This is a genomic window from Bifidobacterium sp. LH_413, from assembly GCF_056357015.1.
On sequence record NZ_JBKEVK010000004.1, the window covers coordinates 114,750 to 138,508 of the forward strand.

Genomic DNA, 23,759 nt, shown 5'->3' on the forward strand with positions numbered 1-23,759 from the left:
TTGTACCCACCGCCTCAGTCAAGGGCGCGGACGCGCAGGTGCCGGCGCCGGTGCCCCGGTCACAGGTCGAGGCACCAGTAGGACATGTCGTGCATGACGCCGGTCGCGTCGGTGGCGGCGGCGGGGAGGAGACCGAACCGGGTGAATCCGAAGCGGCGCATCAGGGCGGTCGATCTGGCGTTGTCGGCGAAGATGATGCCGATGGCCTTGCGCATGCGGCGGGCCCTCGCCTCGTCGAGCAGGTGGTCGAGCAGGAACGCGCCGATGCCGCGATGCCGCCACTGCGGCGCGATGTAGTAGGCGAGGTCGGTGACGCCGTCGTAGCCGGCGCGGTCGTAGAACACGGACAGCGCGCCGAAGGCGACGACCTTGCTGGGACGGGCGCCGTCGCGCTCCCCCCGAACGGTCTGCCCACCGTCGCGTGCGACCTCTTCGTCGCCGCGGGAGGCATCGTCACCGTCGTCCGTCGCCTCGACGACGAACACCCCGTAGGGCGGCTGGTGCGATTCCACCCATGCGCGTCGCTGGTCGAGGGTGCGGGGGGCGAGGTCGGCGGTGGCGCCGCCTTCGACGACGGACGCGTTGTAGATGTCGGTGATGGCCTGGAGATCGGATGCGGTCGCGGCCCGGAACAGATAGGACATGCCGACAGCCTAACCCCGGCGCAAGAAATCCCGGAGGAAACCGGCTCGGTCCGGGAAAAGACGCGCTGGCGCGTCGCCAGCGCAAACAATCCCGGGGAATGTCCCCGTCACCCGGGAATCCTTGCGCTGGCCCCCACTCAGCGCAAAATTTCCCGGAAAACACCCCTATCGTCCGGGAAAAGTCGCGCTGACGATGGGTCAATGCAAGAAATCCCGGAGAATCACGCCGATTCCCGGGATTTCTTGTGCCGTGCGTTGGAGCGGGATGCATCGGGGCCTCGGATACGGGTTTCCGATGCCCTCGCTCCCGAAACTACTGTTCCAGTTCGATGGCCTTGTTCAACGCGTCCTCGAGGGCCTTCTGGGCTTCGCCATAGGCGGTCCAGTCGCCGTTCCTCATGGCGTCCTGGCTGTCCTTCATCGCCTGGGCGGCGTCGTCGAGCGCCTGCTTGAGCTCAGGGCTGCGCGCGGCGGACGAACCAGACGAACCCGACGAACCCGACGACGAACCGGAATCCTTACCGTCACCTGAGCTGGAACCGCCCTTCGACGTGTCACCTGACGAACCCGCCGAGCCGGAACCGCCCGAACCGCCCGCGACGTTCGCCGCGTCGCCGGCGGACGCGCCGGAGTCGCCGCCGAACACCTGGTCGAGCGCCTCGTCGAGCGTGTCGGCGAACCCGACCTGGTCGCCGAACGCGACGAGCACCTTCTTGAGCAGCGGGAACGACGTGGCGCCCGAGGACTTCACGTACACGGGCTGCACGTAGACCAGGCCGCCGCCCAACGGCAGGGTCAGCAGGTTGCCGCGCACCACGTTCGTGGAGCCGGACTGCAGGAGGTTCAGCTCCTTGGACACGTCGGCGTCGGCGTTGAAGTTGTTCTGCGCCTGTCCGGGGCCGGGCACGTTCGAATCCTTCGGCAGCTCCTGCAATCTGAGGGTGCCGTAGTTCGCCCCGATCTCGCCCTTCGTCGAACCCGCGTCCGAGTCGACGGAGAGGAATCCGGTGAGGATCTCGCGCGTCGACGTGCCGGCGGGGATGTACGAGGAGGTCAGCGAGAACACCGGCTCCTTGGTGCCGCCGGTCTGGAGGGTCAGATAGTAGGGCGGCTGGAGGATGTCCTGGTCCTGCGCCTGCTGCGATTCGGTCGGGTCGACCGGCGTCTGCCAGAAGTCCTCGCCCGAATAGTACTGGCTGGCGGAGGTCACGTGGTACTTGGCGAGCAGTTCGCGCTGCACCTTGAACAGGTTCTCCGGATAGCGCATGTGGCTCATCAGGTCGCCGCTGATCTCGCCCAGCTGGTGGTACTGGCCGGGGAAGATCTGCTCCCACGCCTTGATGACCGGATCGGACTTGTCCCACACGTACAGGTCGACGGAACCGTCATACGCGTCGACGGTGGCCTTCACCGAGTTGCGGATGTAGTTCGCCTGCTGCGTGCCGAGTCCGGTCACGGTGGACGACGAGACGGTGGTGGAGTCCTTGGTCGCCGACCCGAGGTCGGTCATCTGCGAGTACGGGTAGGCGTCGGACGTGGTGTAGCCGTCGACGATCCACTTGACGCGGCCGTCGACCACCGCCGGGTAGACGCGCCCGTCGAGCGTCAGGTACGGGGCGACCTTGGCGACGCGTTCGCGCGGCGAACGGTCGTAGAGAATCTGCGAGGCGGAGGTCACGCGGTCGGAGAAGAGGATCTGGTCGGAGCCGAAGCGGATCGCGTACAGGAGACGCGCGAACAGGTTGCCGACGGACGGGCCGCCGTTCCCCTTGAACGTGTTGGTCGCGCCCTTCGACCCGGTCGGATAGTCGAACTCCCATGCGGCGGTGCCCTCCGGCGCGCCGACGATCGAGTATTCGCCCATGTTCGGCGAGAAATAGATGCGCGGCTCGTACTTCTCGGATTCGGTGAGCTTGCCCTGCGTGGGGATGCCGGATTCAAAGAACTCGGGCTGGCCGTCGGCGGTCACCTTGTTGCCGTAGGCGGCGACGACGCCGTAGCCGTGCGTGTACACGGTGTGGTCGTTCACCCAGTTGCGGTTGTCGTTGCCGGCGAGGTCGAGCTCGCGGGCGGCAATCACCGTGTCCTGGCTCTTGCCGTCGATCTCGTACTTGTCGACGGCGAGCGTGTCGGCGAACGTGTAGTACTGCTTGGACTGCTGGAGCTGCTTGAACGTCGGGGAGACCACCTGCGGGTCGAGCAGTCGGATCTGCGCCGTGGTCTCGCCCTCCGAGCTCAACGCGCCGGATTCGCCCTTCGTCGTGGCCTTGTAGTTCTCGGTCTTGAGCTTGTCGAGGCCGTAGGCGGCGCGCGTGGCGTCGATGTTGCGCTGGATGTACGTGGATTCCATCTCCTGCGCGTTCGGGTTGACACGGAAGCGCTGCAGCACCGCCGGCCACACGATGGTCAGGACCATGGAGACGACGACCACGACGGCGATGGCGACGATCGGGGTGCGCCACGCCTTCAAGGCGGCGGAGGCGCGCACGCCGAGCGGCTGCGCGCCCTCCAGCGCGTGCGAGCGCATGAGCCACACGCCGAGCACGACGCCGAGAATCGCGATGAGCGCGGCCATGATGAACGTGACCGGGATGGTCGCGTTGACGGTGGTGTACGTGGCGCCGGTGATGCGCGAACCCTGCTGGGTCAGGTGCGCGAACACGCCGAGCGCGGTGGACGCGGCGAGCGCGAACATGTTGAGCATGAGCCACACGGCGATCTGGCGACGGGCCCGCTTCGTGATGGCGAACAGGCCACGGCCGTTCACCGGCATGGTCAGGCGGATGCCGCCCATCATCACGTGCGTGGCGACGGAGAAGACGATGCCGACGAGCAGCAGCATCGACACGGCGGACATGACGAGCCTCAGGCCGGGCAGCACGAACACGTAGAAGCCGTTGTCGAGACCGAACTGCGGGTCCTCGACGCCGAAGCTCTGCGCGTGGAACATGAGCAGCACGTCGGCCCAGTTCGCGTTGAACTGCGCGCCGAACACGGCGCCCACGATCACGGAGATGACGGCGGCGACGCGTCGCGCGGTCTTCGAGCTGACGGTCTGTTTCACCTCGACCACGTCGCCGTCGACGCGTACGCGCGAGCCGTCGGCCGCGTCGGGACGGGCGCGGATCGCCAGCCATGCGGACAGGAATCCGACGAGTCCCATGAGCAGCGCGTAGGCGACCCACAGGCCGACCTTCACGCCGAGCTGCGTCCAGACGACGGATTGGAAGCCGAGCTGCCCGTACCACATGAGGTCGGTGAGGAACCGGGCGAGGCCGAAGAACAGGCCGACGAGGATGGCGAGCGCCGCCACCACGCCGATGAGGATCTTCGTGCCGCGGTCCGGGCCGCCACGCGGGCCTTTGCCCGGACGCGAGGGTCTGCGCGTGATGCGCGGGAATCCAGGGCCGAACGGGGGTCGTCCCGACCCCCCGCCGCGTCGCGCACCGGAGCCGGCGGCACCGGCGCCCGCTCCCGCGCCCGACGGCCTTGCGTCGTCGCCGTCCGTCTCGACGTCGATGATGATCGGATCGTCGTCGGAGCGTTCCGCCCGCGCCTGCGATCCGTTCCGACCGGACCGCCCGCGATCGCCGCGCGGGTCGAAATCGGGGTCGAACATACCGAATATATCTGCGAATGACATGTTCCCAGCCTACAAACAGGTGAGGAATGTCAATTCGCGTCCGTTCGCCGGGAGCCGAGCCGTGCCGGCGTGTATTCTCGTGCGCGGATACGGACGGCCATCGGATATCCGATGGGCGGTGGCCGATGACCGATATCGGTGACGGAACAGGATGGAAAGGGGACGTCTGTGCTCACGGGGAATCGTCGGGACGGTGGTGCGACGAGGCGCGGAGGCGCGATGCCGGTGCTCGTGACGGCCGTCGCCGCGGCGCTCGCGGTCGTGCTGGTCGTCGTGCTGGTGGTCCTGCCGCGGGTGCGCGACGCCCGGCATCCGGCGGCTCCGTCGGGCCGGACCGCGCACATGTCGCGTTCGGCCGTCCCCACGCCCGGGGATCCGACGTCGATGCGGGCGCGGCGAATCGTCGACGGCATGGATGTGGAGGAACGCGTCGGCCAGCTGGTGATGGCGCCGTTGTTCGCCGGCAGCGAGCCGTCCGCGTTGAAGGACGCGATCGCCGACCGTCACGTCGGTTCGGTGCTGCTCATCGGCAACTGGCGTTCCGGCGTGTCCGGCGTGCGTAAGGCGGTCGACGGGCTGCAATCCTATGTGGGGGACGGTTCGCGGCTGATCGTCGCCACCGATCAGGAGGGCGGCCAGGTGCAGCATCTGACCGGTTCCGGGTTCGACGCGATGCCGAGCGCGGTCGAGCAGGGCGCGATGACGTCCGACCAGCTGCGCGCGTCGGCGGCCGGTTGGGGTGGTCAGTTGGCGGCGGCCGGCGTCAACGTCGATCTCGCGCCGGTCACGGACACGGTTCCCGGCGACCGCAAGCAGAACGATCCGATCGGCGCGTTGGACCGTGATTTCGGTCTCGACGCCGCCGGCAACGCGGCGCATGCGGCGGCGTTCGTCGCGGGGATGCGCGACGCGGGCGTGCAGTCGTCGATCAAGCATTATCCGGGTCTGGGCGCGGTCAAGGGGAACACGGATTTCACGGCGGACGGCATCGTCGACACGACGACCACGGCAGACGGCGCGGAAATCGGCGCGTTCCACACGGTGATCGCGCAGGCGCGGCCGGCGATGGTGATGATGTCGCTCGCCACGTACCAGCGGATCGACGCGGATAATCCGGCCGCGTTCTCCTCCACGATCGTGGACGGCGTGCTGCGCGGCAGGCAGGGCTATGACGGCGTGGTCACGTCGGATTCGCTGTCGGCGGCCGCGGTGAGCGGCACGCCGACCGACCAGTTGGGCGTGCGGTTCGTCGAGGCGGGCGGCGATCTCGTATGTATCGGCCAGAGCGCCTATGTCACGCCGATCCTCGACGGGTTGGCGGCGAAGGCGAAGTCGGATGACGCGTTCGCGGCCAAGGTGGAGCGTTCGGCGGAGCGCGTCGTGCGGCTCAAGCTCGAGATGGGGCTGATGGACTAGCGATACAGGCCGTGCTTGCCGATGTATTGGACGACGCCGTCGGGCACGAGATACCAGACGGGCTCGTCGTGTTCGGCGCGGCGGCGCACATCGGTGGAGCTGATCGCCAACGCGGGGATCTCCAGCGTGTCCACCTTGCCTTCGGGCAGCCTCACGCCTTCGGGCGACGAGTAGCCGGGGCGGGTGACGGCGACGAAGTGGGCGAGATCCCACATCTTCTCCGCGTCCTTCCACTGCATGATCTCGGCGACCGCGTCCGCGCCGGTGATGAAGAACAGTTCCGCGTCGGGGCGTTGCGCGCGGATGTCGCGCAGCGTGTCGATCGTGTAGGTGACGCCCGGGCGGTCGATGTCGACGCGGCTGACGGTGAACTTCGGATTGGAGGCGGTGGCGATCACCGTCATCAGATACCTGTCCTCGGCGTTGGTGACGTGCTTGTCGAGCTTGAACACGGGCCGTCCGGTGGGCACGAAGATCACCTCGTCGAGGTCGTACACCCACGCCACTTCGCTGGCGGCGACCAGGTGGCCGTTGTGGATCGGGTCGAACGTGCCGCCCATGATGCCGATGCGCGGCGTCGCATGCCAGTTGCCGCGCGCCGACCGGCGGACGGCCGCCCCGTGCCGCGCGGCGGCGGGGCCGGATTCGGAGCCGCCGGTGCCGGGCGCGCCGGCGTTGGCCACGTTGGCGGCCGCCTCCACCGAGTCGACGGACAGGTCGGACATGCGCCGTTCGCCGGCGGTCATTCCCTCCGCATCGATGCCGTCCGTGCTCACGCGCGTCCCTCCGCCTTGCGTTCGGCCGCCTCCTCGCGCAGTTCGACGTGCTCGGCCTGCTCGGTCTCCTGTTCGATCTCCATGGCGGTGGGGCTGCCGTCCTTCGGGTCGATCTTGCCCATGTCTTCGTCCCATTCGTCCTGCACGACACGGCGGATCTCCGCGAACGTGGGCAGCGGGAAGTCGGGCTGGTAGAGGCGGCGCACCTCGGCGACGCGTTCGGTCACGCGGATGAGCGTGTCGGTCATGCCGTCCACGTCGCCTTCGCGTTCGAGCGTGGAGAAACGCGCGATGTAGCTTTCCATGAGGGTCATGTGCTCGCGCACCGCGTGCAGCTGCGCGTCGTCCAGGTCCGCCACGTCCGGCGCGTGCTCGTCGGGCCAGCCGATGAGCACGGCGTCCGCGTATTCGAGCGAGGCGCGCTGGGATGCGGAGGCGATGCCGTCCTCGATCTGCACGAGGAACACGTAGCGCACGATGCTCAAGCGTTCCGCGGCGATCTTGAGCCCGCAGCGCGGGTCGTCCAGGTCGAGGTCGTCGCGCAGTTCGGTGATCGGCACGCTCATGCCGTCGTTCACGATCTTCTCGTCGGTCGTCTCGTTCATGTCGCTCATGCGCGCACCTGCCCCCTGCCGTATCCGATCCATTTCGTGGTGGTCATCTCCCTCAGGCCCATCGGCCCGCGCGCGTGCATCTTCTGCGTGGAGATGCCGAGTTCGGCGCCGAAGCCGAACACGCCGCCGTCGGTGAACCGCGTGGACGCGTTGACCATGACGACGGCCGAGTCGATGCGCGCGGTGAACTCCTCGACTGCCGTGTAGTCCTCGGCGACGATCGCCTCGGTATGGCCGGTGGAGTGCGCGTTGATGTGGTCGACGGCCTCGTCGAGCGAGTCGACGATCTTGACGCCCATTTCGAGCGCGAGGTATTCGGTGTCCCAGTCCTCGGCGGTCGCGTGCGTGAGCAGCCCGTCCGCCGCGGCCTGCGGCGCGGCGGCGTCGATGATCGCGTAGGCGCGTTCGTCCGCGTGGAGCGTCACGCCCGCGTCGAGCAGCGCGGCGGCCGCCACGGGAAGGAACGCCGCGGCGACGCGCTCGTGCACGAGCAGCTTCTCGGCGGCGTTGCACACGCCGACGCGCTGCGTCTTCGCGTTGATGATGATGGGGATGGCCTTGGCCGGGTCGCCGGAGGCGTCCATGTAGATGTGCACGTTGCCGGCGCCCGTCTCGATGACCGGCACCTTCGAGTTCTCGACGACGGCGCGGATGAGGCCCTTGCCTCCGCGCGGCACGAGCAGGTCGATGTGGCCGCGCGCCTCCATCATCGCGGTCGCGCCGTCGCGTCCGAAATCGTCGACGGTGGCGACGAGCGACGGGTCGAAGCCTTCCGCGCGCAGCGCGTCGCCGATCACGGCGAGCGTGGCGGCGTTCGTGCGTTCGGCCGCGTGACCGCCTCGCAGGATCGCCGCGTTGCCGGATTTGAGGCACAGGGACGCGACGTCGACGGTGACGTTCGGACGCGCCTCGTAGATCATGCCGATGACGCCGATCGGCACGCGCGTCTGGGTCAGTCGCATGCCGTTGGGCAGGTTATAGCCGCGCACGATCTCGCCGACCGGATCGGGCAGGGAGGCGACGTGGCGCACGCCGTCGGCGGCGGCCTTGACACGCGGGGCGTGGAAGAGCAGGCGGTCGAGCTTGCCGGCGTCCATGCCGGCCTCGCGCGACACGTCCATGTCGGCGGCGTTGGCCGTCTCGATCTCGCCGGCGCGGGCGTCGAGCGCGTCGGCGATGGCGTGCAGCAGACGGTTCTTGGCGTCCGTGTCCGCGCGCGCGAGCGCCCGCTGCGCGCGTGCGGCGGCGTCGGCGCGGACGCACACGGCATCGAAGACGGCTCCCGCGACCGCGGTTTCCTCGTTGTTCGTCATAACCACCCACCTTACCGCAACACGTGCGCAAAGTCCGGAATACGAAAAGGCTCCCCCGCCGGGCGAGGGAGCCGATATGGACCGATCAGTGGATCTGGTCGAGGTCCGGGTAGAGCGGGAAGTCCTCGACGAGCTTGTCGACGCGGGCCTTGAGGGATTCGACGTCGGCGGACGGGCCGGCGGCGAGCGCGGTGCCGATGATGTCGGCGACCTCCTCGTACTCCTTCGGTCCGAAGCCGCGGGTGGCGAGCGCGGAGGCGCCGATGCGAAGGCCGGAGGCGACGGAGGCGGGACGCGGGTCGAACGGCACGGTGTTGCGGTTGATGGTGATGCCGCACTGGGCGAGCAGGTCCTCGCCCTGCTTGCCGTCCATCTCGCTGTTGCGCAGGTCGACCATCACGAGGTGCACGTCGGTGCCGCCGGTGAGCACGCTGATGCCGTTGGCCTTGACGTCGTCGGCGAGGAGGCGCTCGGCGATGATCTTCGCGCCTTCGAGCGTGCGCTCCATGCGGTTCTTGAACTCCGGGGTGCCGGCGACCTTGAAGCTGACGGCCTTGCCGGCGACCACGTGCATGAGCGGGCCGCCCTGCTGGCCGGGGAACACGGAGGAGTTGAGCTTCTTGGCGTACTCCTGCTTGGCGAGGATGAAGCCGGAACGCGGGCCGCCGAGGGTCTTGTGGGCGGTGGAGGAGACGACGTCCGCGTACGGGACGGGGCTCGGATGCAGGCCGGCGGCGACGAGGCCGGCGAAGTGGGCCATGTCGACCCAGAACTTGGCGCCGACCTCGTCGGCAATCTCCTTGATGGCCTTGAAGTCCTCGATGCGCGGGTAGGCGGACCAGCCGCCGATGATCATGGCCGGATGGGTTTCGAGGGCGCGCTGGCGGATGATCTCCGGGTCGATGCGGAAGGTCTCCGGGTTCACGCCGTAGGCTTCGGCGTGGTAGAACTTGCCGGAGAAGTTGATCTTCATGCCGTGGGTGAGGTGGCCGCCGTGGTCGAGGGCGAGGCCGAGCACGGTGTCGCCGGGCTTGACGAGCGCCTGGTAGACGGCGGCGTTGGCCTGGGCGCCGGAGTGGGGCTGGACGTTCACGTATTCGGCGCCGAACAGCTTCTTGGCGCGCTCGCGGGCGATGGTCTCGATCTGGTCGACGAACTCGCAGCCGCCGTAGTAGCGGCGTCCCGGGTAGCCTTCGGCGTACTTGTTGGTGAGCACGGAGCCCTGGCACTGCAGCACGGCGCGCGGCACGAAGTTCTCGGAAGCGATCATCTCGAGGCCGCCCTGCTGGCGGCGGAGTTCGGAGTCAAGCAGCTCGGCGATCTCCGGATCGGCGGCGCTGATGGGCGCGTTGAATGCGTCGGTGGCCTTCTGTGCGAGGGGTGAAGCGGTCATGTGTGCTCCTTAAACGGTGTGGGTAACGACTGGTTTGCCGTTCGGGCGACGAGTGTACGGTCCGTTTGTGGCGAACCTGTTTCCGCCGTATGACGAATCTCACACCGTGGAACGCCGCCCCGCGCCCCCACCCCGCCCGCCATGCCCATGGTGCGGTAAACCCCTCATGGTGCGGTCGCCCGAAACGGCGTCGTTCCGCCGTTGTGTGGATTGTGTGTGACCGCACCATGGGAGATTCGCCGCACCATGGGAGGGCCGCCGGTAGACTGGTGAGTGGTTCATCGTCCCCGTTTCGCATATTAAGGATCCGCAGTGGCCACCACATTCCATTCCACCCGCTCCACCACCGACTCGCTGACCGCCAAGCAGGCGATCCGCAAGGGCATCGCCGACGACGGCGGCCTGTTCGTCTCCGACCAGCTGGGTTCCGTGAAGGTCGAGATCGGCGATCTGGCCGGCAAGTCCTATCAGGAGATCGCGCGCCGCGTGCTGGGCGCGCTACTGCCCGATTTCACGGCCGAGGAGCTGGGCGCGTGCATCGACGCCGCCTACGGCGACCAGTGGTCGGACGACCGCATCACGCCGTTGAAGCCGCTCGGCGACGACTTCATCCTCGAACTGTTCAACGGCCCGACCTCCGCGTTCAAGGACGTGGCCCTGCAGATCCTGCCCCGCTTCATGGCGCGCACCACGCCGGCCGGCGGCGACGCGGACGAGAGGATCATGATTCTCACCGCCACCTCCGGCGACACGGGCAAGGCGGCGCTGGCCGGCTTCGCCGACGCCCCGGGCACCGCGATCACCGTCTTCTACCCGGAGGGCAAGGTGAGCCAGGTGCAGGAGCTGCAGATGACCACGCAGACCGGCTCGAACGTGAACGTGGCGGCCGTGGAGGGCAACTTCGACGACGCGCAGTCCGCGGTCAAGCGCATCTTCGGCGACAAGGAGCTCGCCGCGAGGCTCGCCGGCGACTCGCACGTGGTACTCTCCTCCGCGAACTCGATCAACGTGGGCCGTCTCGTGCCGCAGGTCGTCTACTACTTCTCCGCGTACGCGCAGCTGCTCGAGCAGCAGGTCATCAACGTGGGCGACGAGGTGGAGTTCGTCGTGCCGACCGGCAACTTCGGCGACATCCTCGCCGGCTACTACGCGAAGCTGCTCGGCCTGCCCGTCAAGCATCTCGTGGTCGCCTCCGACAAGAACAACGTGCTGTTCGACTTCCTCACGACCGGCACGTACAACCGGCAGCGCCCGTTCTTCCAGACGATCAGCCCGTCGATGGACATCCTCATCTCCTCGAACCTGGAGCGCATGCTCTACTACCTGTCCGATGGCGACACGCGCCTCATCGCCATGCTGATGAACGACCTCAAGAACTGGGGCACGTACGAGATCCCGGAGCCGCTGCTCGCCAAGATCCGCCAGCTGTTCGGCTGCGGTTGGGCGGACGAGGACCAGGTGCGCGAGATGATCGCCGACTGCTGGGAGAAGAACCGCTACGTCATCGACCCGCACACCGCGTGCGCGTACTTCGTCGCGCAGCAGATGCCGCGCGATCCGCTGACCCCGCGCGTGATCCTCGCGACCGCGAGCCCGTACAAGTTCCCGCGCGTCGTGAACGAGTCCCTCGGTTTCGACGCGACCGGCACCGATTTCGAGTGCATGGACGTGCTCGCGCATGAGACCGGCACGACCGCCCCGGCCGCGCTGCGAGGCCTTGAGACCGCCGACGTCCGCTTCGACACGGTCGTCCCGATCGACGGCATGGAGGCCTTCGTCGAACAGGCCGCCAAGGCGCTGTGATCGCGTTTCGCGATCCCCCTCGGTAAGGAAATCCCCTTCAGCCCGTACCGGCGGCTGAGGGGGATTCTCTTACGAATTCTCTTACAGCAGGGCGAACACGACCGGCATGCCGATGATGACAACAAGCAGCGCAGCGATTCCCGCCCACGCTCCCGGACGCGCGAAGTTGCAGGTCCAGCCGATGCCGAAGCGTTTCGGCACGATCACGGCCGGATCGTCGCGGTTCCAGTAGATCACGCCGCCGATCCAGTATCGGTCGTCATCGCGGGACATTGTCCCGCCCGTTCCGTCACCGTCATGTCCGTCATCATCGTCGCCACCACCATCACCGCCATCCCCGCCGAACACGCGCGCGCCGTTCTGCCCGTACCGCACGCCCATGCCGATGGCGCCGACGACCGCGACCACGGCGACGAACGCCAGCAGCACGCCGACCGCCCCCGCGCCGACCACTCCGATGAGCGAGAGCTGGAAGCCCAGTCCCATCGCCGCGGCGACGAGCAGGCCGACGACGACCAGATACACGCTCCACGCCCGCGCGTACACACCGTAGGCGTAGGTGCTGGAGGCGGGACGTTCCGGGTCCGCCGGACGCCGGGACCGCAGCAGCACCACGTGGCAGACGACCATCACCACGGCCATGACCAGCTGCACGAGCACCGGATACCAGATCACGGACGGCGATTTCACCGCCCACGAATCCACCCGCCCGGCGAGGTCCATGTGCATGGGCACGCGGTCGGGCATGCGCCCGTAGCCGAGCACGCCGATGAGGATCGTGGTGGCGAGCGCCACGGCCTGCAGCGACTCCCAGCCGAGGCCGAGCGGTTCGGGCGCGGCGGTTTCGGCGACGACGGCCGCACGCCGGTCTCCGGCGGCCGTCCATCCGCGTTCCCGTTTAACCGCCATGACCTTGCGGCGGCACGCCTGCTGCGCGACGACGGCGAGAACGGCGACGACGATGGTCGCCGCGCCGGCGGCCCACAATGCGCCGGTCGCGCCGGCGAGAAGCCAGACCGCGAGCGAGACGGCGACGCATGCCGCGCCGGCCCCGACGACGGCACGCAGATATCCGGTCTTCAGCGTGCGGATGCGCGGGTCGCGGTGCGCGACGGGAGGCACGGTCACGCCGAAGACCTCACGCCGATCGGTCAGCCACGGCGTGAGCGCCATGGGGACGGCGACGAGCGATGGGAGGACGAGGACCGTCAGCAGCGGTGCGACGGTCGCGATGGTTTCGTTCATGATCTGTTACTCCGATTTCGGATGATTGGAATGACTGTCTTGTCTGGCCTGATGCCACCCTCCGGCGCTTCGCGCCACCTCACGCCGGCGGGAGGAACGGGGAGATGGCCGTCATTCGCCGTATATGCGGGCGAGTTGCGTGCGTACGAGGTCGAGGAACGCCGCGGCGTCTCCCCCGCCCGCCTTGTGTTCGAGTATGAGCCGGTGGAGTTCGCCTTCGATGCGCGCGTCGCCGGGCGCGTCCGCGGCTCCGGCGCCTCGTTCGGCGACGACGGCGCCGGAGCCGCGTCGCATCGTGATGTAGCCGTCGTCGCGCAGGCGCGCGTACGCCTTGTTGACCGTGTGCAGGTTGACGCCGAGGTCGACGGCGAGCGCGCGCACGGACGGCAGACGGTCGCCGGGCGCGAGTTCGTCGTTCGCGATGCCGGCGATGACGCCGCGTCGCAGCTGTTCGTAGATCGGCACGTCGCTGCGGGCGTCGATGTCGATAATCATCGACGGGCCCCTTTCTTTCAAATCGTTCTATCTGTTCCATATCAACTATAATACTTGCGGCGATTGCGGCGCTGCGTGAATGAAATGCGGCAAAACGGCGGCCGACAGCGCCACCCGCGACACGGACATAACAAACATAGCAATCTTACTGCTACGATGGTTGTTATGTAGGAACGGCGAAGGAGTCATCATGTGGTCGGAGGAAGAGATCGACGCGCTGCTCGAACCGCTGCGTCATGCCGACAGCGACAATCAGAGCGTTGAGGTCAAGGAGGCCGTCGGAGGATTGCCGACTTCGTTGCCCGAAACCGTCTCGGCGTTCTCCAATGGAAACGGCGGCACCATCGTCCTCGGCGTTTCCGAACGCCATGGGTTCTCTCCCATCGATGGATTCGACGCCAAATCGATCGCGGACGCGATGGCGCAGATGTGCCGGGAGAAGCTGATGCCACCGGTCCGCCCGGTCATCGAAATCGCGGAGTACCACGGCTCACAGGTGGTCATCTCGGTCATTGACGAGACCGACCCGCTGGACAAGCCTTGCTATGTGCGCAACAGGGGCCGCTACAGCGGCTCGTTCATCCGCGTGTGGGATGGCGACAGGAAGCTCAGTCAGTATGAGATCGACCGCCTGCTGGAGAACCGCGCACAGCCCACATACGACAGGGAAATCGTCGGCGAGGCAACGGTCGACGATCTGGACCCGGATGCGGTCCAAGGCATTCTGGGCCTCTGCCAAAGACAACGGCCGCGCATCTTTGGAACGATTCCGGACGATGACGCCCTGCATATGCTGGGAGTCACGGGAATCGACGGCGACGGCGGCACCCACCCCACGCTCGCGGGGCTGCTCGCCGCCGGAAAATACCCGCAGCAGTTCCTCCCCCGTCTGAACATCACGTTCACCCGGTATCAGGGGTACAGCAAGGTGTTCGCCGGCGGGGTGAAGTACATCGACAACCGGACCTTCGACGGCCCGATTCCCGAGATCCTCGAGGAGACGTTGCTCGCCGCGCGCAGGAACATGCGCATCGGCGGCGTGTTGGACGGCCCCCTGCGCAAGGACACCTTCGAGTATCCCGAAGAGGCCATACGCGAGGCGGTGGTCAACGCCGTCATGCACCGCGATTATTCGCCGATGGCCCGTGGCGGCCAGATCCAGGTCAACATGTATGCGGACCGGCTGGAGATACTCAGCCCCGGCGGACTGTACGGCGCCGTGACCACGGACACCATCGGCATGCCCGGCGCCACGTCCACCAGAAACCAGACGTTGGCCAAGCTGCTGGAGCTCACGCCGTTCCGTGGCGGGACCGTCGCGGAGAACCGGGGCACGGGATTCGAGCTCATCACGGCCACCCTCACGGAGAACGGCAACGGCGCGCCCGAGATCGCCGACACCTTGACGGCGTTCCGCATGACCTTCCGATCGGCCGACACCGCCAGGCTGCCGGACAGCCGCAGGGATCGACGCTACGCCGCGCAGGGCGAACAGGCAGACGTCGACTACAGCGCCTCCATAGGATTGGACCATGGCAAGGTGCCGAAACCCACGCATCCGAAGATCGTGCCGTTCCCCCATGGCGGCATCGACGTGCAGGACATCACCGACCGGGAGCTGTACGACCAGACCATCAAGGGCACGCCATGGCTGGAGGAACCATATGCCCGATACATGGGCATCGAACGGGATTCCCGGTCGGATGAAGGGACCGTGCCGGCCGAAGACACCGTGCCTGCGGCATCTTCCGCCATCAGCGTCGGCACGCCCATCGGCGACGACTCCGCGGCTCCACCTCACGAGGACGCCGGATACTCGCCGTTGGAGGAGGCGCTGCTGACGCTCATCGGCGAGCATGGCACCATGGCGACACCGCAGCTGGTGGAGGCGACCGGTGCCCCGCGTTCGACCGTCACCTACCAGTTGCGCAAGCTGCTGCGCTCGGGAGCCATCGAACGCACCCAACCGGCCCGCAGCCCCAAACAGGAGTACCGTCTCAAAGCCGCCTAGGCAGCCGACACGGCACCCCATGTGAATAGCCGGTTAACTCCGTCGCGCCGCACGGGACGTCGTGCCTACAATGGCGAGACGAAGGGAGCAATCATGCCTGACAACAACGCTGTTACGCTGCGCAAGACCGAACCGTCCGATTATCCGCTGTTCGCACGGTGGTGGAACAACCCGTCCGTCGCCGACGGCTGCCGGAAGACCCTGGACGAAACAACCGACGACGAGGCGGAACGCCTGTTTCATGAATGGAGCGACGTCGATGACGACACCCGTTTCGGGCGGACGGTGCTCGACCCGTTCGGCAACCCCATCGGATTCGTCTCCGCCTGGGACGGCGGGGAACCGGACCGCAATCCCACGATGTCGGTGCTCATCGGCCCGTACTATCAGGACCGCGGATTCGGCAACCAGGCCATGAAGCTCGGCATCACGCTTGCCGCCGAACAGCTCAAGGCGAGGAAGATCACCGTCAAGGTGTGGTCGTTCAACCTGCGCGCCCGCCACATGGTCGAATCCCTCGGGTTCACCGAAGTCGACCGTCATGAGGGCGTCGTGGAGCGCGGCGGGCGCACGTTCGGCGAGGTGGTCTACCAGGCACCGATCGCGCGCCTCACCGGCCGCATCACCGCCGAGGCCGCCGAGCGTGAGGAGGGCGAGAAGCTCGAAGCGCAGCGTTTCGCCGCCGAACGCCCCTCCGACCTCATGCCGGTGCGCTGAAGCCGAACCGGAACGAGTCCTTTAGCGGCAACGGGATTTGACCGGCGTCAGTCGCCGACGTGAGTGGGAGTCACGGCCACCACGCACCGACTCCCGCTCACGCCGCGCTTGGGCGGCGGCACGAGACTTGGCGGCGCTCTCCTCCTCGAGGGAGGGCAGACCGGCGGCGGCACGACGGCCGTTCTCGCGTCGGTGGCCCCGCTCGTCCTTGCGTTCCGCGGCGATGGAGCCGGGAGCGGGGAACCAATGCAGCTGGACCAGCGTCTGGGCGAGGTTCCACAGATTGTTCGTCATCCAATAGAGCAGCACGCCGAACGGCAACGCCACGCCCGAGACCACGTAGATGGCCGGGAAGACGAACACCGTCATCCTCTGCATGCGGAACTGCGGAGAATCCATCGTATCCTTCGGCGTATTGCGGTGGATGAGCATCCATTGCATCGCGAACAACGACACACACATGACCGCCACGACCATGCCGATGACGGCGCGAGGCCCCACGGATTCGGCCGTACCGAATGTTTCGGACAGACGCACGCCGAACACCGATGACGATTCGACGCTGCCGGCAAGCACACGATCCATGGCGCCGAGTGGCTCGGCCTTGCCCGACGCGATGGAGGGCAGCGACTGCAGCACGTAGTACAGGGAGCATAGGATCGGCGCCTGGATCATCGCGGGCATGCATGAGCCGAGCGGTTCGGCGCCATGCTCACGCTGCAACGCCATGAGCTCGCGTTGCAATGCCTCACGGGAACGTTGATCCCTACGTGCCGCGTATCTGCGCCTGATGCGCTGCATTTGCGGTTGGATGGCCTGCATCGCCCGCATGCCGCGCAGCTGACGGACGAACAGCGGGATCAGACATACGCGGATGACGACGACCAGGCACATGACGGACAGGCACCATGCGGGATCGGGACCGTCCGGCAGTCCGGCGGCGACGAACACGGCATGGATGAGGGTGAGCAGTTGGGCGATGACCCATTCGATGGGTCGGAACAGGGGCATGAGGGCATTCATGATGCTAAACGCTTTCCGGATAACGGTCCCGGTCCGGGTCCTGCATGGACCGGGACGATGACGAATCTGAATATGAGAGGAACCGGCCGTGACCATGTCACGGCGTACATGAGCAAACAGAAGAGGAAAATTCAGATTCGCGGTTCGGGAAGCGTGTAACGGGCCCAACGCGGCACCCATTGCGGGCGCGCCCACGAGCGCACCTTGTCGCACAACACCGCATCGAAGCGGAAATCACGCGGCAACGGCTTGCGGCCGGCGCAGGACGCGCAGAGGGCGAGCGCATGTACGGCGACGCCTACGACCGTCGCAATCACGATGACGGCGCAGGATGCGGCCAACGCGACGACGGCGAGCGCCGTACCGGACGTGTCGGACGCGAACCCGCCGGCCATGCCGATGGACAGCGTCACGACGGTCAATGTAAGCAGGACGGCGAACGACGCCGGTCGGACGACGAGACCTCCACGTGAGAACAATGCAAGCCGTGTCGCGGCGACATGCCGCGTGACCTCCTGCACCAGCACGGCGGGAATGACGACGGGCGCGAGCATCACGAGGAGCATGGCATATCCCAGCCATGTGCCAAATCTGATGCCATCCATGCCGTTGTCGCCCCCCTGACCGTATATCACGTATATCATTCGCCGTACGTTGCGGCCAGTATACGCCCTACAGGTCGCGGGGCGCGTCGTGGAAGTCGAAGAGGACGCCGTCGGCCTCGTCGCAGATCGTGGCCCAGTCCGCGTCGGACGAGTCGTCGTGCATGGCCCATACGCGCATGCCCGCGGACCTCGCGGAGCGCACGGCGACGAGCAGGTCCTCGAACACCGTGCAGTCGCACGGTTCCACGCCGAGACGGGCGGCGGCGAGCAGGTAGACGTCCGGCCGGTCCTTGCCCACGTCGTTCACGTCGTCGACGGAGACGATGGCGTCGAACAGGTCGAACATGCCCACGTGCCGCAACGCCGGTTCCCTGAGGTGCGGCGGCAGGGATGTGGCGACGGCGAGCCGCACGCCGCGCGCCTTCAGGTCGCGCAGATAGCCGAGCGCGCCCGGTTTCGCCTCGACGGTGGTCGCGTAGGCGACGCGCGCCATCTCGTCCCACTCGTCCATCAGCGCCTCGGGCGTGTCCTTGAGACCGAACCGCGCGATCGTGTATTCGGCAATCTGCCGGAACTGCATCGGCGCGACCTTGGCCATGTAGTCGTCGGGCACGGCCAGCCCGCGCTTGGCGAGGAAATCGATGTCGACCTGATCCCACACACCCATCGAGTCGAGGAGCGTGCCGTCGAGGTCGAAGATGGCGGCCTTGCGTGATGTCATGTCTGTCTCTCCCTCAGTCAGCTTACGGTTGCCGACTCCCCCGTCTCAGGGAGCCGGCACGGCTTCCACCCTCAGTCGGTTTCACCGACAGCTCCCGCCAGCGGGAGCCTGGATGAAGCGAGCAGTTCGCGGGCGTGGTCGAGGGACGCCTCCGACTCGCTGCCGGAGAGCATACGGGCGACCTCGTGGACGCGCGCGGCGTCCCTCACCTCGGCCACGGTGGTGACGACGCCCAGATCGTCGTCGTCCGCGTCCGGCGGCTCCTTGGTGACGACGAACTGCGAGTCGGCCCAGCTGGCCACCTGCGCCAGGTGCGTGACGACGATGACCTGCGAGCTGCGGGCGAGACGGGCGAGTCTCCGGCCGAGTTCGACCGCCGCCTTGCCGCCGACGCCCGCGTCGACCTCGTCGAAGATGAATGTCATGTCGGACGGCGCGGCACCGTGCTCCCCCGCTGCCGCTCCCCCCGCGTGCATGTCCGCGGCGGACAGTTCGAGGGCGAGCATGAGGCGGCTCAGTTCGCCGCCGGACGCGCTTTTGCCCATCGGCAGCTGCGGCGAGCCTTCGTAGGGGGTGAACAGGAACGCGATGTCGTCGCCGCCGTTCGCGTCGAGCGCGTCGTCGCCTTCACGCGGCGTGACGCGGATCTCCAGCGAGGCGCCGTCCATGGCGAGCGAGGAGAGCTCCTCGGTGACGCGCGCGGCGAGACGCCCGGCGGCCTCCTCTCGCGCCTCGTGCAGTCCGGCCGCTGCCTTCGCGGCGGTCTCGTGCAGCCGGTCGCGTTCGGCCTCCAGCTCGGCGAGTTTCTCGGGCGAGGCGTCGAGGTCCTCGATGTCGAACGCGGCCTTGTCGCGCCATGCGATCACGTCCTCGATGCCCGGCCCCCAGCGGCGCGTCAATTCGTCCAAGTCGTGGATGCGCGCGTTCAGCGTGTCGAGGTCGGCCTCGCCGACGTCCTCGCCGAGATGCCCGGACAGGGTGAAGACGATGTCCGCAAGGTCGGCGTTCACCGATTCGAGCCGGTCGGCGAGCTCGTCGAACCCGCCGTCGGACACGTGGATGGCGCGCAGCGCCTGCGCCGCCTCGAGGATCCGGTCGGAGGCGCCGGGCGCCTCGGCGGGCGAGTCGGCGAGTTCCAGCTGCGACGGGTCGAGCGCGGCGAGCGCGTGGGACACGCCTTCGGCGATGTCCGCCGCGTTCTCGATGCGGTCGCGTTTCGCCTTCAGCTCCTCCAGTTCGCCCGGATGCGGGTCGACCGCGTTGATGCGGTCCACCGATTCGCGCAGGTAGTCGGCCTGCGCGCGGGCGGAGGACTCCTGCGAGCGCAGGCGTTCGAGGCGGGCGTCCATGTCGGCGAGTTCGCGCCACGCCGCATGGTAGGCGGCGAGTTCGCGACCGTCGTCGGCGGCGTGGTCGAGGAAGTCGCGTTGGCGGGCGGCGGAGGCGATCCGCAGCTGTTCGGCCTGCCCGTGGATGGTGACGAGTTCGCCGGCCACGGCGGCGAGTACGGAACGCGGCACGGTCTTGCCGCCGAGCACGGCGCGCGACCGTCCGGTGGCGCGCACGGTGCGTGCGAGGAACAGTTCGCCGTCCTCGGGTTCGACGCCGGCGCGGCGGGCGATGGCGAGCACGCCGCCGGCGAGCGCCTCGTCGTCGTCCGCGTCGTCGCCGACCGTCTCGTCCGCCGTGTCGGTCGCATGGGCGTCGTCCGCCGCATCGTCGACGGCGAAGATGCCCTGCGCCCAGGCTTCGGACGCGCCGACGGAGATGCGTTTCGCGTTGGCGGGTCCGCCGGAGATGAGCGACAGGGCGCTCAGCAGCATCGATTTGCCGGCGCCGGTCTCGCCGGTGATGGCGGTCATGCCGCAGGCGGGGGTGATGACGGCGGACCTGATCGGCCCCAGGTCGCGCAGGGAGAGTTCCTCGAGCATCAGCGGCGCGCCTCCCCGTCGCCGTCGTGGTGGTCGTCGCGGCCGTCGTCGCGGTGGTAGTCGGAGTGGTCCGTGTACGTGGAGCGGAAGTCGGCGGCGACGCCGTGTTGGGCACGGTTCGCGCCACCGGCGCCGCCCGCACCGCCGTGCGCGGCCTGTTCGCGCCATCCGACGACGGGCAGGTCGAATTTGGTGACGAGGCGTTCGGTGAACGGCGCGCCGGAGAGGCGCGCGAGACGCAGCGTGCCGTGCGAGGCGCGCACATCGACGCGCGTGCCCTTCGGCAGGGCGCGCTGGCGGCGGCCGTCGCAGCAGATCCATCCGCCGGACATCGAATCGTCGAGGATGGTGATCGTGAACGTGGAGTCGGCGCCGATGACGAGCGGACGCGCGAACAGGGCGTGCGCGGCGAGCGGCACCAGCTGGAGCGCCTTCACGTTCGGCCACATAATCGGGCCGCCAGCGGAGAACGCGTAGGCGGTGGATCCGGTGGGCGTGGACACGATGACGCCGTCCGCGCCGAACGAGCTCATCTCCACATCGTCGACACTGATGGACAGTTCGACCATCTTGCCACGGTCGGCGCGTTCCAGCGTGATGTCGTTCAACGCCCAGTTCTCGATGGGCGTCGACGCACCCGGCAGCCACACGTCCACGTGGGCGATCATGCGCTCGTCGATCGAATAGTCGCGGGTGGCGATGCGTCGAATCGCCTCGTCCATCTGGAAGCTCTCGAACTCGGCGAGGAATCCGACGTGCCCCATGTTGACGCCGAGGATCGGCGTGCTCGTGCACCGCACGAGTTCGGCGGCGCGCAGGATCGTGCCGTCGCCGCCCAGCACGACGACGATCTCCGTGTCGTCGCCGACGACGGGCGGCTGCACGTCGAACGCGGGAGGCTCGAGATTGTCGATGATGGAGACGTCGAATCCGGCGTCGCGCAGCCTGCCCACCACGTCGGACACGACGGTGCCGCTCTGCCTGAGCCGCGTGTGGGTCACCACCACAGCATGACGAACACCGGTCATCGACTCCCCCTTGGATGGACGGAACAGTACAACTGCCACCCATCCTAACCGAATCGAACGGATGTCGGAAACCCCGTTCCCGAACGCCGGCACGCGCGGTTTCTCGACATGCACGCCTACAATGGCCTCACATACGCCGGCGCACGCCGGGAGCACCATGAGACAGACACCACGGACGGACAAGGAGGGGCGAGGGTACATGGCGGATCCCGTCTTCGACCAATCCTCCTCCAACCGGGAGGCCTCGCGCGGCTACGCGTGGTGGTTCTCCGGCAACACGTTCGCGCAGGCGGCGGACGGCGACGGACGCCCGCCGCGCAAACGCACCATCGTCCAGCATCTGGTCTCCCACCCCGGACGCCTGACCATCATCTACTTCATCATCCTGGTCGTCGCCTCGACGACCATGCTCCTCATCCCGCCGTCCACGCCGGAAGGCGAGACGACCACGTTCTCGACGGCGATGTTCACCGCCGTATCCGCGCTGTCCACGTGCGGCATCTCGATCGTCAACTCGACCACGCACTGGACGACGTTCGGGCAGGCGGTGCTGCTCGTCTCCGTGCAGCTGGGCGGCATCGGCGTGATGACGTTCGCCTCGCTCATCACGCTCGCCATCAACCACCACATGAAGTCGACGCAGCGCCTGCTCACGGCGAGCGAGCTGGGCACGTCGAAGCTCAGCGAGATCCGCGGCGTCCTCACCGTCGTCATCGGCACGACGATGTTCATCGAGTCCGTGACGTTCATCGCCCTGTTCCCCGGCCTGCTCAAGGTCAACGGGGGCGACTGGCGCAAATCCCTGTGGGAGTCGCTGTTCTTCGCGGTCATGTCGTACAACAACGCGGGCTTCACGCCCGACACGGCGGGCCTGCACGTCAACAGCTGGGGCGTGGGCCTGCCGATCATGCTCTCCGCGTTCCTCGGCACGCTCGGCTTCCCCGTGATCCTCAACCTGCTCAAATGCGCACGCGGGCACGTGCCGCCGAAACGCTGGAGCCTGCACACGAAGATCACCCTCTCCGTCACGTTCATCATCGTCGCCATGTCGCTCACTTGGTTCCTGCTCGTCGAATGGGACAACCCGTTCCTGTTCAGGGACGCCGACTTCAACACGCGCATGCGCTACGCGATGGTCGCCGCCGTCATGCCGCGCAGCTCCGGATTCGACCTGTCGTGGGTGCCGCAGGTGAGCGAGCCGACGAAGGTGTTCATGAGCGTCATCATGTTCATCGGCGGCGGCAGCACGTCGACGGCCGGCGGCATCCGCGTGACCACGTTCGCGGTGATCCTGCTCATCTGCAAGGCCTCGTTCACCGGCCACAAGGACATCAACACGTTCCACCACCGCATCCACACGAACGTGGCGATGACGGCGGTGAGCATCACCAGCACCTGCCTGCTGCTCGTGCTCGTCTCGTCCCTGTCGCTCATGCTCGTCTCCGGCTCGTCGCTGACGAACGCGCTGTTCGACTCCTGTTCGGCGTTCGGTCTCGGCGGCTACACGGTGGGCGTGGCGCGCGAGGACAATCCGGCCGCGTTGGCGATCCTCGCGGCGACGATGGTCGTGGGCCGTCTCGGACCGATGACGATTGCCTATTCGATCAGCCGCCCCCGTTCGCTGGAGGCGGTGCGCTACCCGACCGAACCGATCGTGGTCGGCTGAATCCCCGCATTATTCGCGACATCTCGCAACACACGGAAAGGACTGCAAGGCAATGGCGAAATCAGGCAAGAGCGTGCTGGTCGTGGGATTGGGCCGTTTCGGCAGCGCCGTGGCCATGACCCTCGACGCGATGGGCCAGGATGTGCTCGCCGTCGACAAGGATCCCGACCTGGTGGCCCGCTGGTCCGCGCACGTGCCGGTCGTCCAGGCGGACATGACCGACGTGCTCGCCATCGAGCAGATCGACGCCTCCCAGTTCGACACGGCGGTCGTCGCCATCGGCGACAGCGTCGAGGCGTCGGTCATCACGACCGGCAACCTGCTGGACGCGGGCGTGACCGACCTGTGGGCGAAGTCGGTGTCCGTGCAGCATGCGCGCATCCTGCAGCGCATCGGCGCGCGGCACATCATCAACGCGGAGGCCGACGCGGGCAAGCGCGTCGGGCATCTGGTGAGCGGCAACTATCTGGACTACATCGAGATCGAGGGCGCGCACACGGTCGTGAAGATCCATACGCCCTCGCATGCGGTGGGCCATTCCATCGAGGACGCGCAGGTGCATGAGCGCTACGGCATCACCGTGGTCGGCATCAAATCGCCGGGCAAGGAGTTCCAGTACGGTTCGAAGGAGCTCATCATGCACCGCAACGACGAGCTGGTCATCATGGGCAAGGAGGACCAGATCGACCGCTTCATCCACGCCGGCAACCGCTGA

Annotated in this window: 19 protein-coding genes; 6 read left to right on the forward strand and 13 right to left on the reverse strand. The window is 67.5% G+C overall.

All coding sequences use genetic code 11. From position 1 onward, the window contains the following. Positions 1–59: 59 nt before the first annotated feature. Both AC1AYN_RS07670 and AC1AYN_RS07675 read right to left on the reverse strand, forming a co-directional pair. A complete protein-coding gene (locus AC1AYN_RS07670; RefSeq protein ID WP_476532798.1) occupies positions 60–644 on the reverse strand; it encodes an N-acetyltransferase family protein in 585 nt (194 codons plus the stop codon). Positions 645–957: 313 nt separating this feature from the next. Then, the gene (locus tag AC1AYN_RS07675; RefSeq protein ID WP_476532799.1) at positions 958–4,287 is read right to left on the reverse strand and encodes a UPF0182 family membrane protein; all 3,330 of its coding nucleotides are present in this window, start codon (positions 4,285–4,287) and stop codon (positions 958–960) included. A gap of 219 nt (positions 4,288–4,506) precedes the next feature. Between AC1AYN_RS07675 and AC1AYN_RS07680 the strand changes: the two genes are divergently transcribed. Then, positions 4,507–5,703: a glycoside hydrolase family 3 N-terminal domain-containing protein gene (locus AC1AYN_RS07680; RefSeq protein WP_476532800.1), complete on the forward strand. Its 1,197-nt coding sequence runs from the start codon at positions 4,507–4,509 to the stop codon at positions 5,701–5,703. Here the strand turns inward: AC1AYN_RS07680 and nadD are convergent. From nadD to glyA, 4 genes are all read right to left on the reverse strand, one after another. Then, positions 5,700–6,449 carry a nicotinate-nucleotide adenylyltransferase gene (gene nadD / locus AC1AYN_RS07685; protein ID WP_476511611.1) on the reverse strand — a complete coding sequence of 250 codons (750 nt, stop codon included), beginning with the start codon at positions 6,447–6,449 and terminating at the stop codon, positions 5,700–5,702. The genes AC1AYN_RS07680 and nadD overlap by 4 nt on opposite strands. 26 nt (positions 6,450–6,475) lie before the next feature. Beyond that, on the reverse strand, positions 6,476–7,045 hold the full coding sequence (locus AC1AYN_RS07690; RefSeq protein ID WP_476532876.1) for a phosphoribosylglycinamide synthetase: 570 nt from the start codon (positions 7,043–7,045) through the stop codon (positions 6,476–6,478). A 44-nt stretch (positions 7,046–7,089) separates the two neighbouring features. Then, entirely contained in the window at positions 7,090–8,406 is a 1,317-nt protein-coding gene (locus AC1AYN_RS07695) for a glutamate-5-semialdehyde dehydrogenase (protein ID WP_476532801.1), read from the reverse strand. Positions 8,407–8,491: 85 nt separating this feature from the next. Next, positions 8,492–9,799 (reverse strand): serine hydroxymethyltransferase, encoded by a 1,308-nt coding sequence (glyA, locus tag AC1AYN_RS07700; protein ID WP_476532802.1) that lies wholly within the window; start codon positions 9,797–9,799, stop codon positions 8,492–8,494. A gap of 312 nt (positions 9,800–10,111) precedes the next feature. On the opposite strand from glyA, the gene thrC reads away from it, so the two are divergent. Then, complete coding sequence (gene thrC / locus AC1AYN_RS07705; RefSeq protein WP_476532803.1) at positions 10,112–11,602, forward strand: threonine synthase; 1,491 nt, start codon at positions 10,112–10,114, stop codon at positions 11,600–11,602. Positions 11,603–11,683: 81 nt separating this feature from the next. Here the strand turns inward: thrC and AC1AYN_RS07710 are convergent, their stop codons facing one another. After that, positions 11,684–12,847 carry a DUF1648 domain-containing protein gene (locus AC1AYN_RS07710; protein ID WP_476532804.1) on the reverse strand — a complete coding sequence of 388 codons (1,164 nt, stop codon included), beginning with the start codon at positions 12,845–12,847 and terminating at the stop codon, positions 11,684–11,686. Positions 12,848–12,958: 111 nt separating this feature from the next. Further along, complete coding sequence (locus AC1AYN_RS07715) at positions 12,959–13,342, reverse strand: GntR family transcriptional regulator (RefSeq protein WP_476532805.1); 384 nt, start codon at positions 13,340–13,342, stop codon at positions 12,959–12,961. 190 nt (positions 13,343–13,532) lie between these two features. On the opposite strand from AC1AYN_RS07715, the gene AC1AYN_RS07720 reads away from it, so the two are divergent. Further along, positions 13,533–15,353 carry an ATP-binding protein gene (locus AC1AYN_RS07720; RefSeq protein ID WP_476532806.1) on the forward strand — a complete coding sequence of 607 codons (1,821 nt, stop codon included), beginning with the start codon at positions 13,533–13,535 and terminating at the stop codon, positions 15,351–15,353. A 93-nt stretch (positions 15,354–15,446) separates the two neighbouring features. Beyond that, on the forward strand, positions 15,447–16,070 hold the full coding sequence (locus AC1AYN_RS07725) for a GNAT family N-acetyltransferase (protein ID WP_476532807.1): 624 nt from the start codon (positions 15,447–15,449) through the stop codon (positions 16,068–16,070). Between the two features lie 21 nt (positions 16,071–16,091). Here the strand turns inward: AC1AYN_RS07725 and yidC are convergent, their stop codons facing one another. From yidC to AC1AYN_RS07750, 5 genes are all read right to left on the reverse strand, one after another. After that, positions 16,092–17,081, reverse strand: coding sequence for a membrane protein insertase YidC (gene yidC, locus AC1AYN_RS07730; RefSeq protein ID WP_476532808.1), 990 nt, complete (start codon positions 17,079–17,081; stop codon positions 16,092–16,094). 143 nt (positions 17,082–17,224) lie between these two features. After that, positions 17,225–17,737 carry a hypothetical protein gene (locus AC1AYN_RS07735; RefSeq protein WP_476532809.1) on the reverse strand — a complete coding sequence of 171 codons (513 nt, stop codon included), beginning with the start codon at positions 17,735–17,737 and terminating at the stop codon, positions 17,225–17,227. A 28-nt stretch (positions 17,738–17,765) separates the two neighbouring features. Further along, on the reverse strand, positions 17,766–18,419 hold the full coding sequence (locus AC1AYN_RS07740; protein WP_476532810.1) for an HAD family hydrolase: 654 nt from the start codon (positions 18,417–18,419) through the stop codon (positions 17,766–17,768). Between the two features lie 71 nt (positions 18,420–18,490). Beyond that, positions 18,491–20,350: a DNA repair protein RecN gene (locus AC1AYN_RS07745; RefSeq protein ID WP_476532811.1), complete on the reverse strand. Its 1,860-nt coding sequence runs from the start codon at positions 20,348–20,350 to the stop codon at positions 18,491–18,493. Further along, positions 20,350–21,378 (reverse strand): NAD kinase, encoded by a 1,029-nt coding sequence (locus AC1AYN_RS07750; RefSeq protein WP_476532812.1) that lies wholly within the window; start codon positions 21,376–21,378, stop codon positions 20,350–20,352. Before AC1AYN_RS07750 ends, AC1AYN_RS07745 begins: the two co-directional genes overlap by 1 nt. 199 nt (positions 21,379–21,577) lie before the next feature. Here AC1AYN_RS07750 and AC1AYN_RS07755 point away from each other — a divergent pair, with 199 nt between their 5' ends. Next, positions 21,578–23,044: a potassium transporter TrkG gene (locus AC1AYN_RS07755; RefSeq protein WP_476532813.1), complete on the forward strand. Its 1,467-nt coding sequence runs from the start codon at positions 21,578–21,580 to the stop codon at positions 23,042–23,044. Between the two features lie 52 nt (positions 23,045–23,096). Beyond that, on the forward strand, positions 23,097–23,759 hold the full coding sequence (locus AC1AYN_RS07760; protein WP_476532814.1) for a potassium channel family protein: 663 nt from the start codon (positions 23,097–23,099) through the stop codon (positions 23,757–23,759).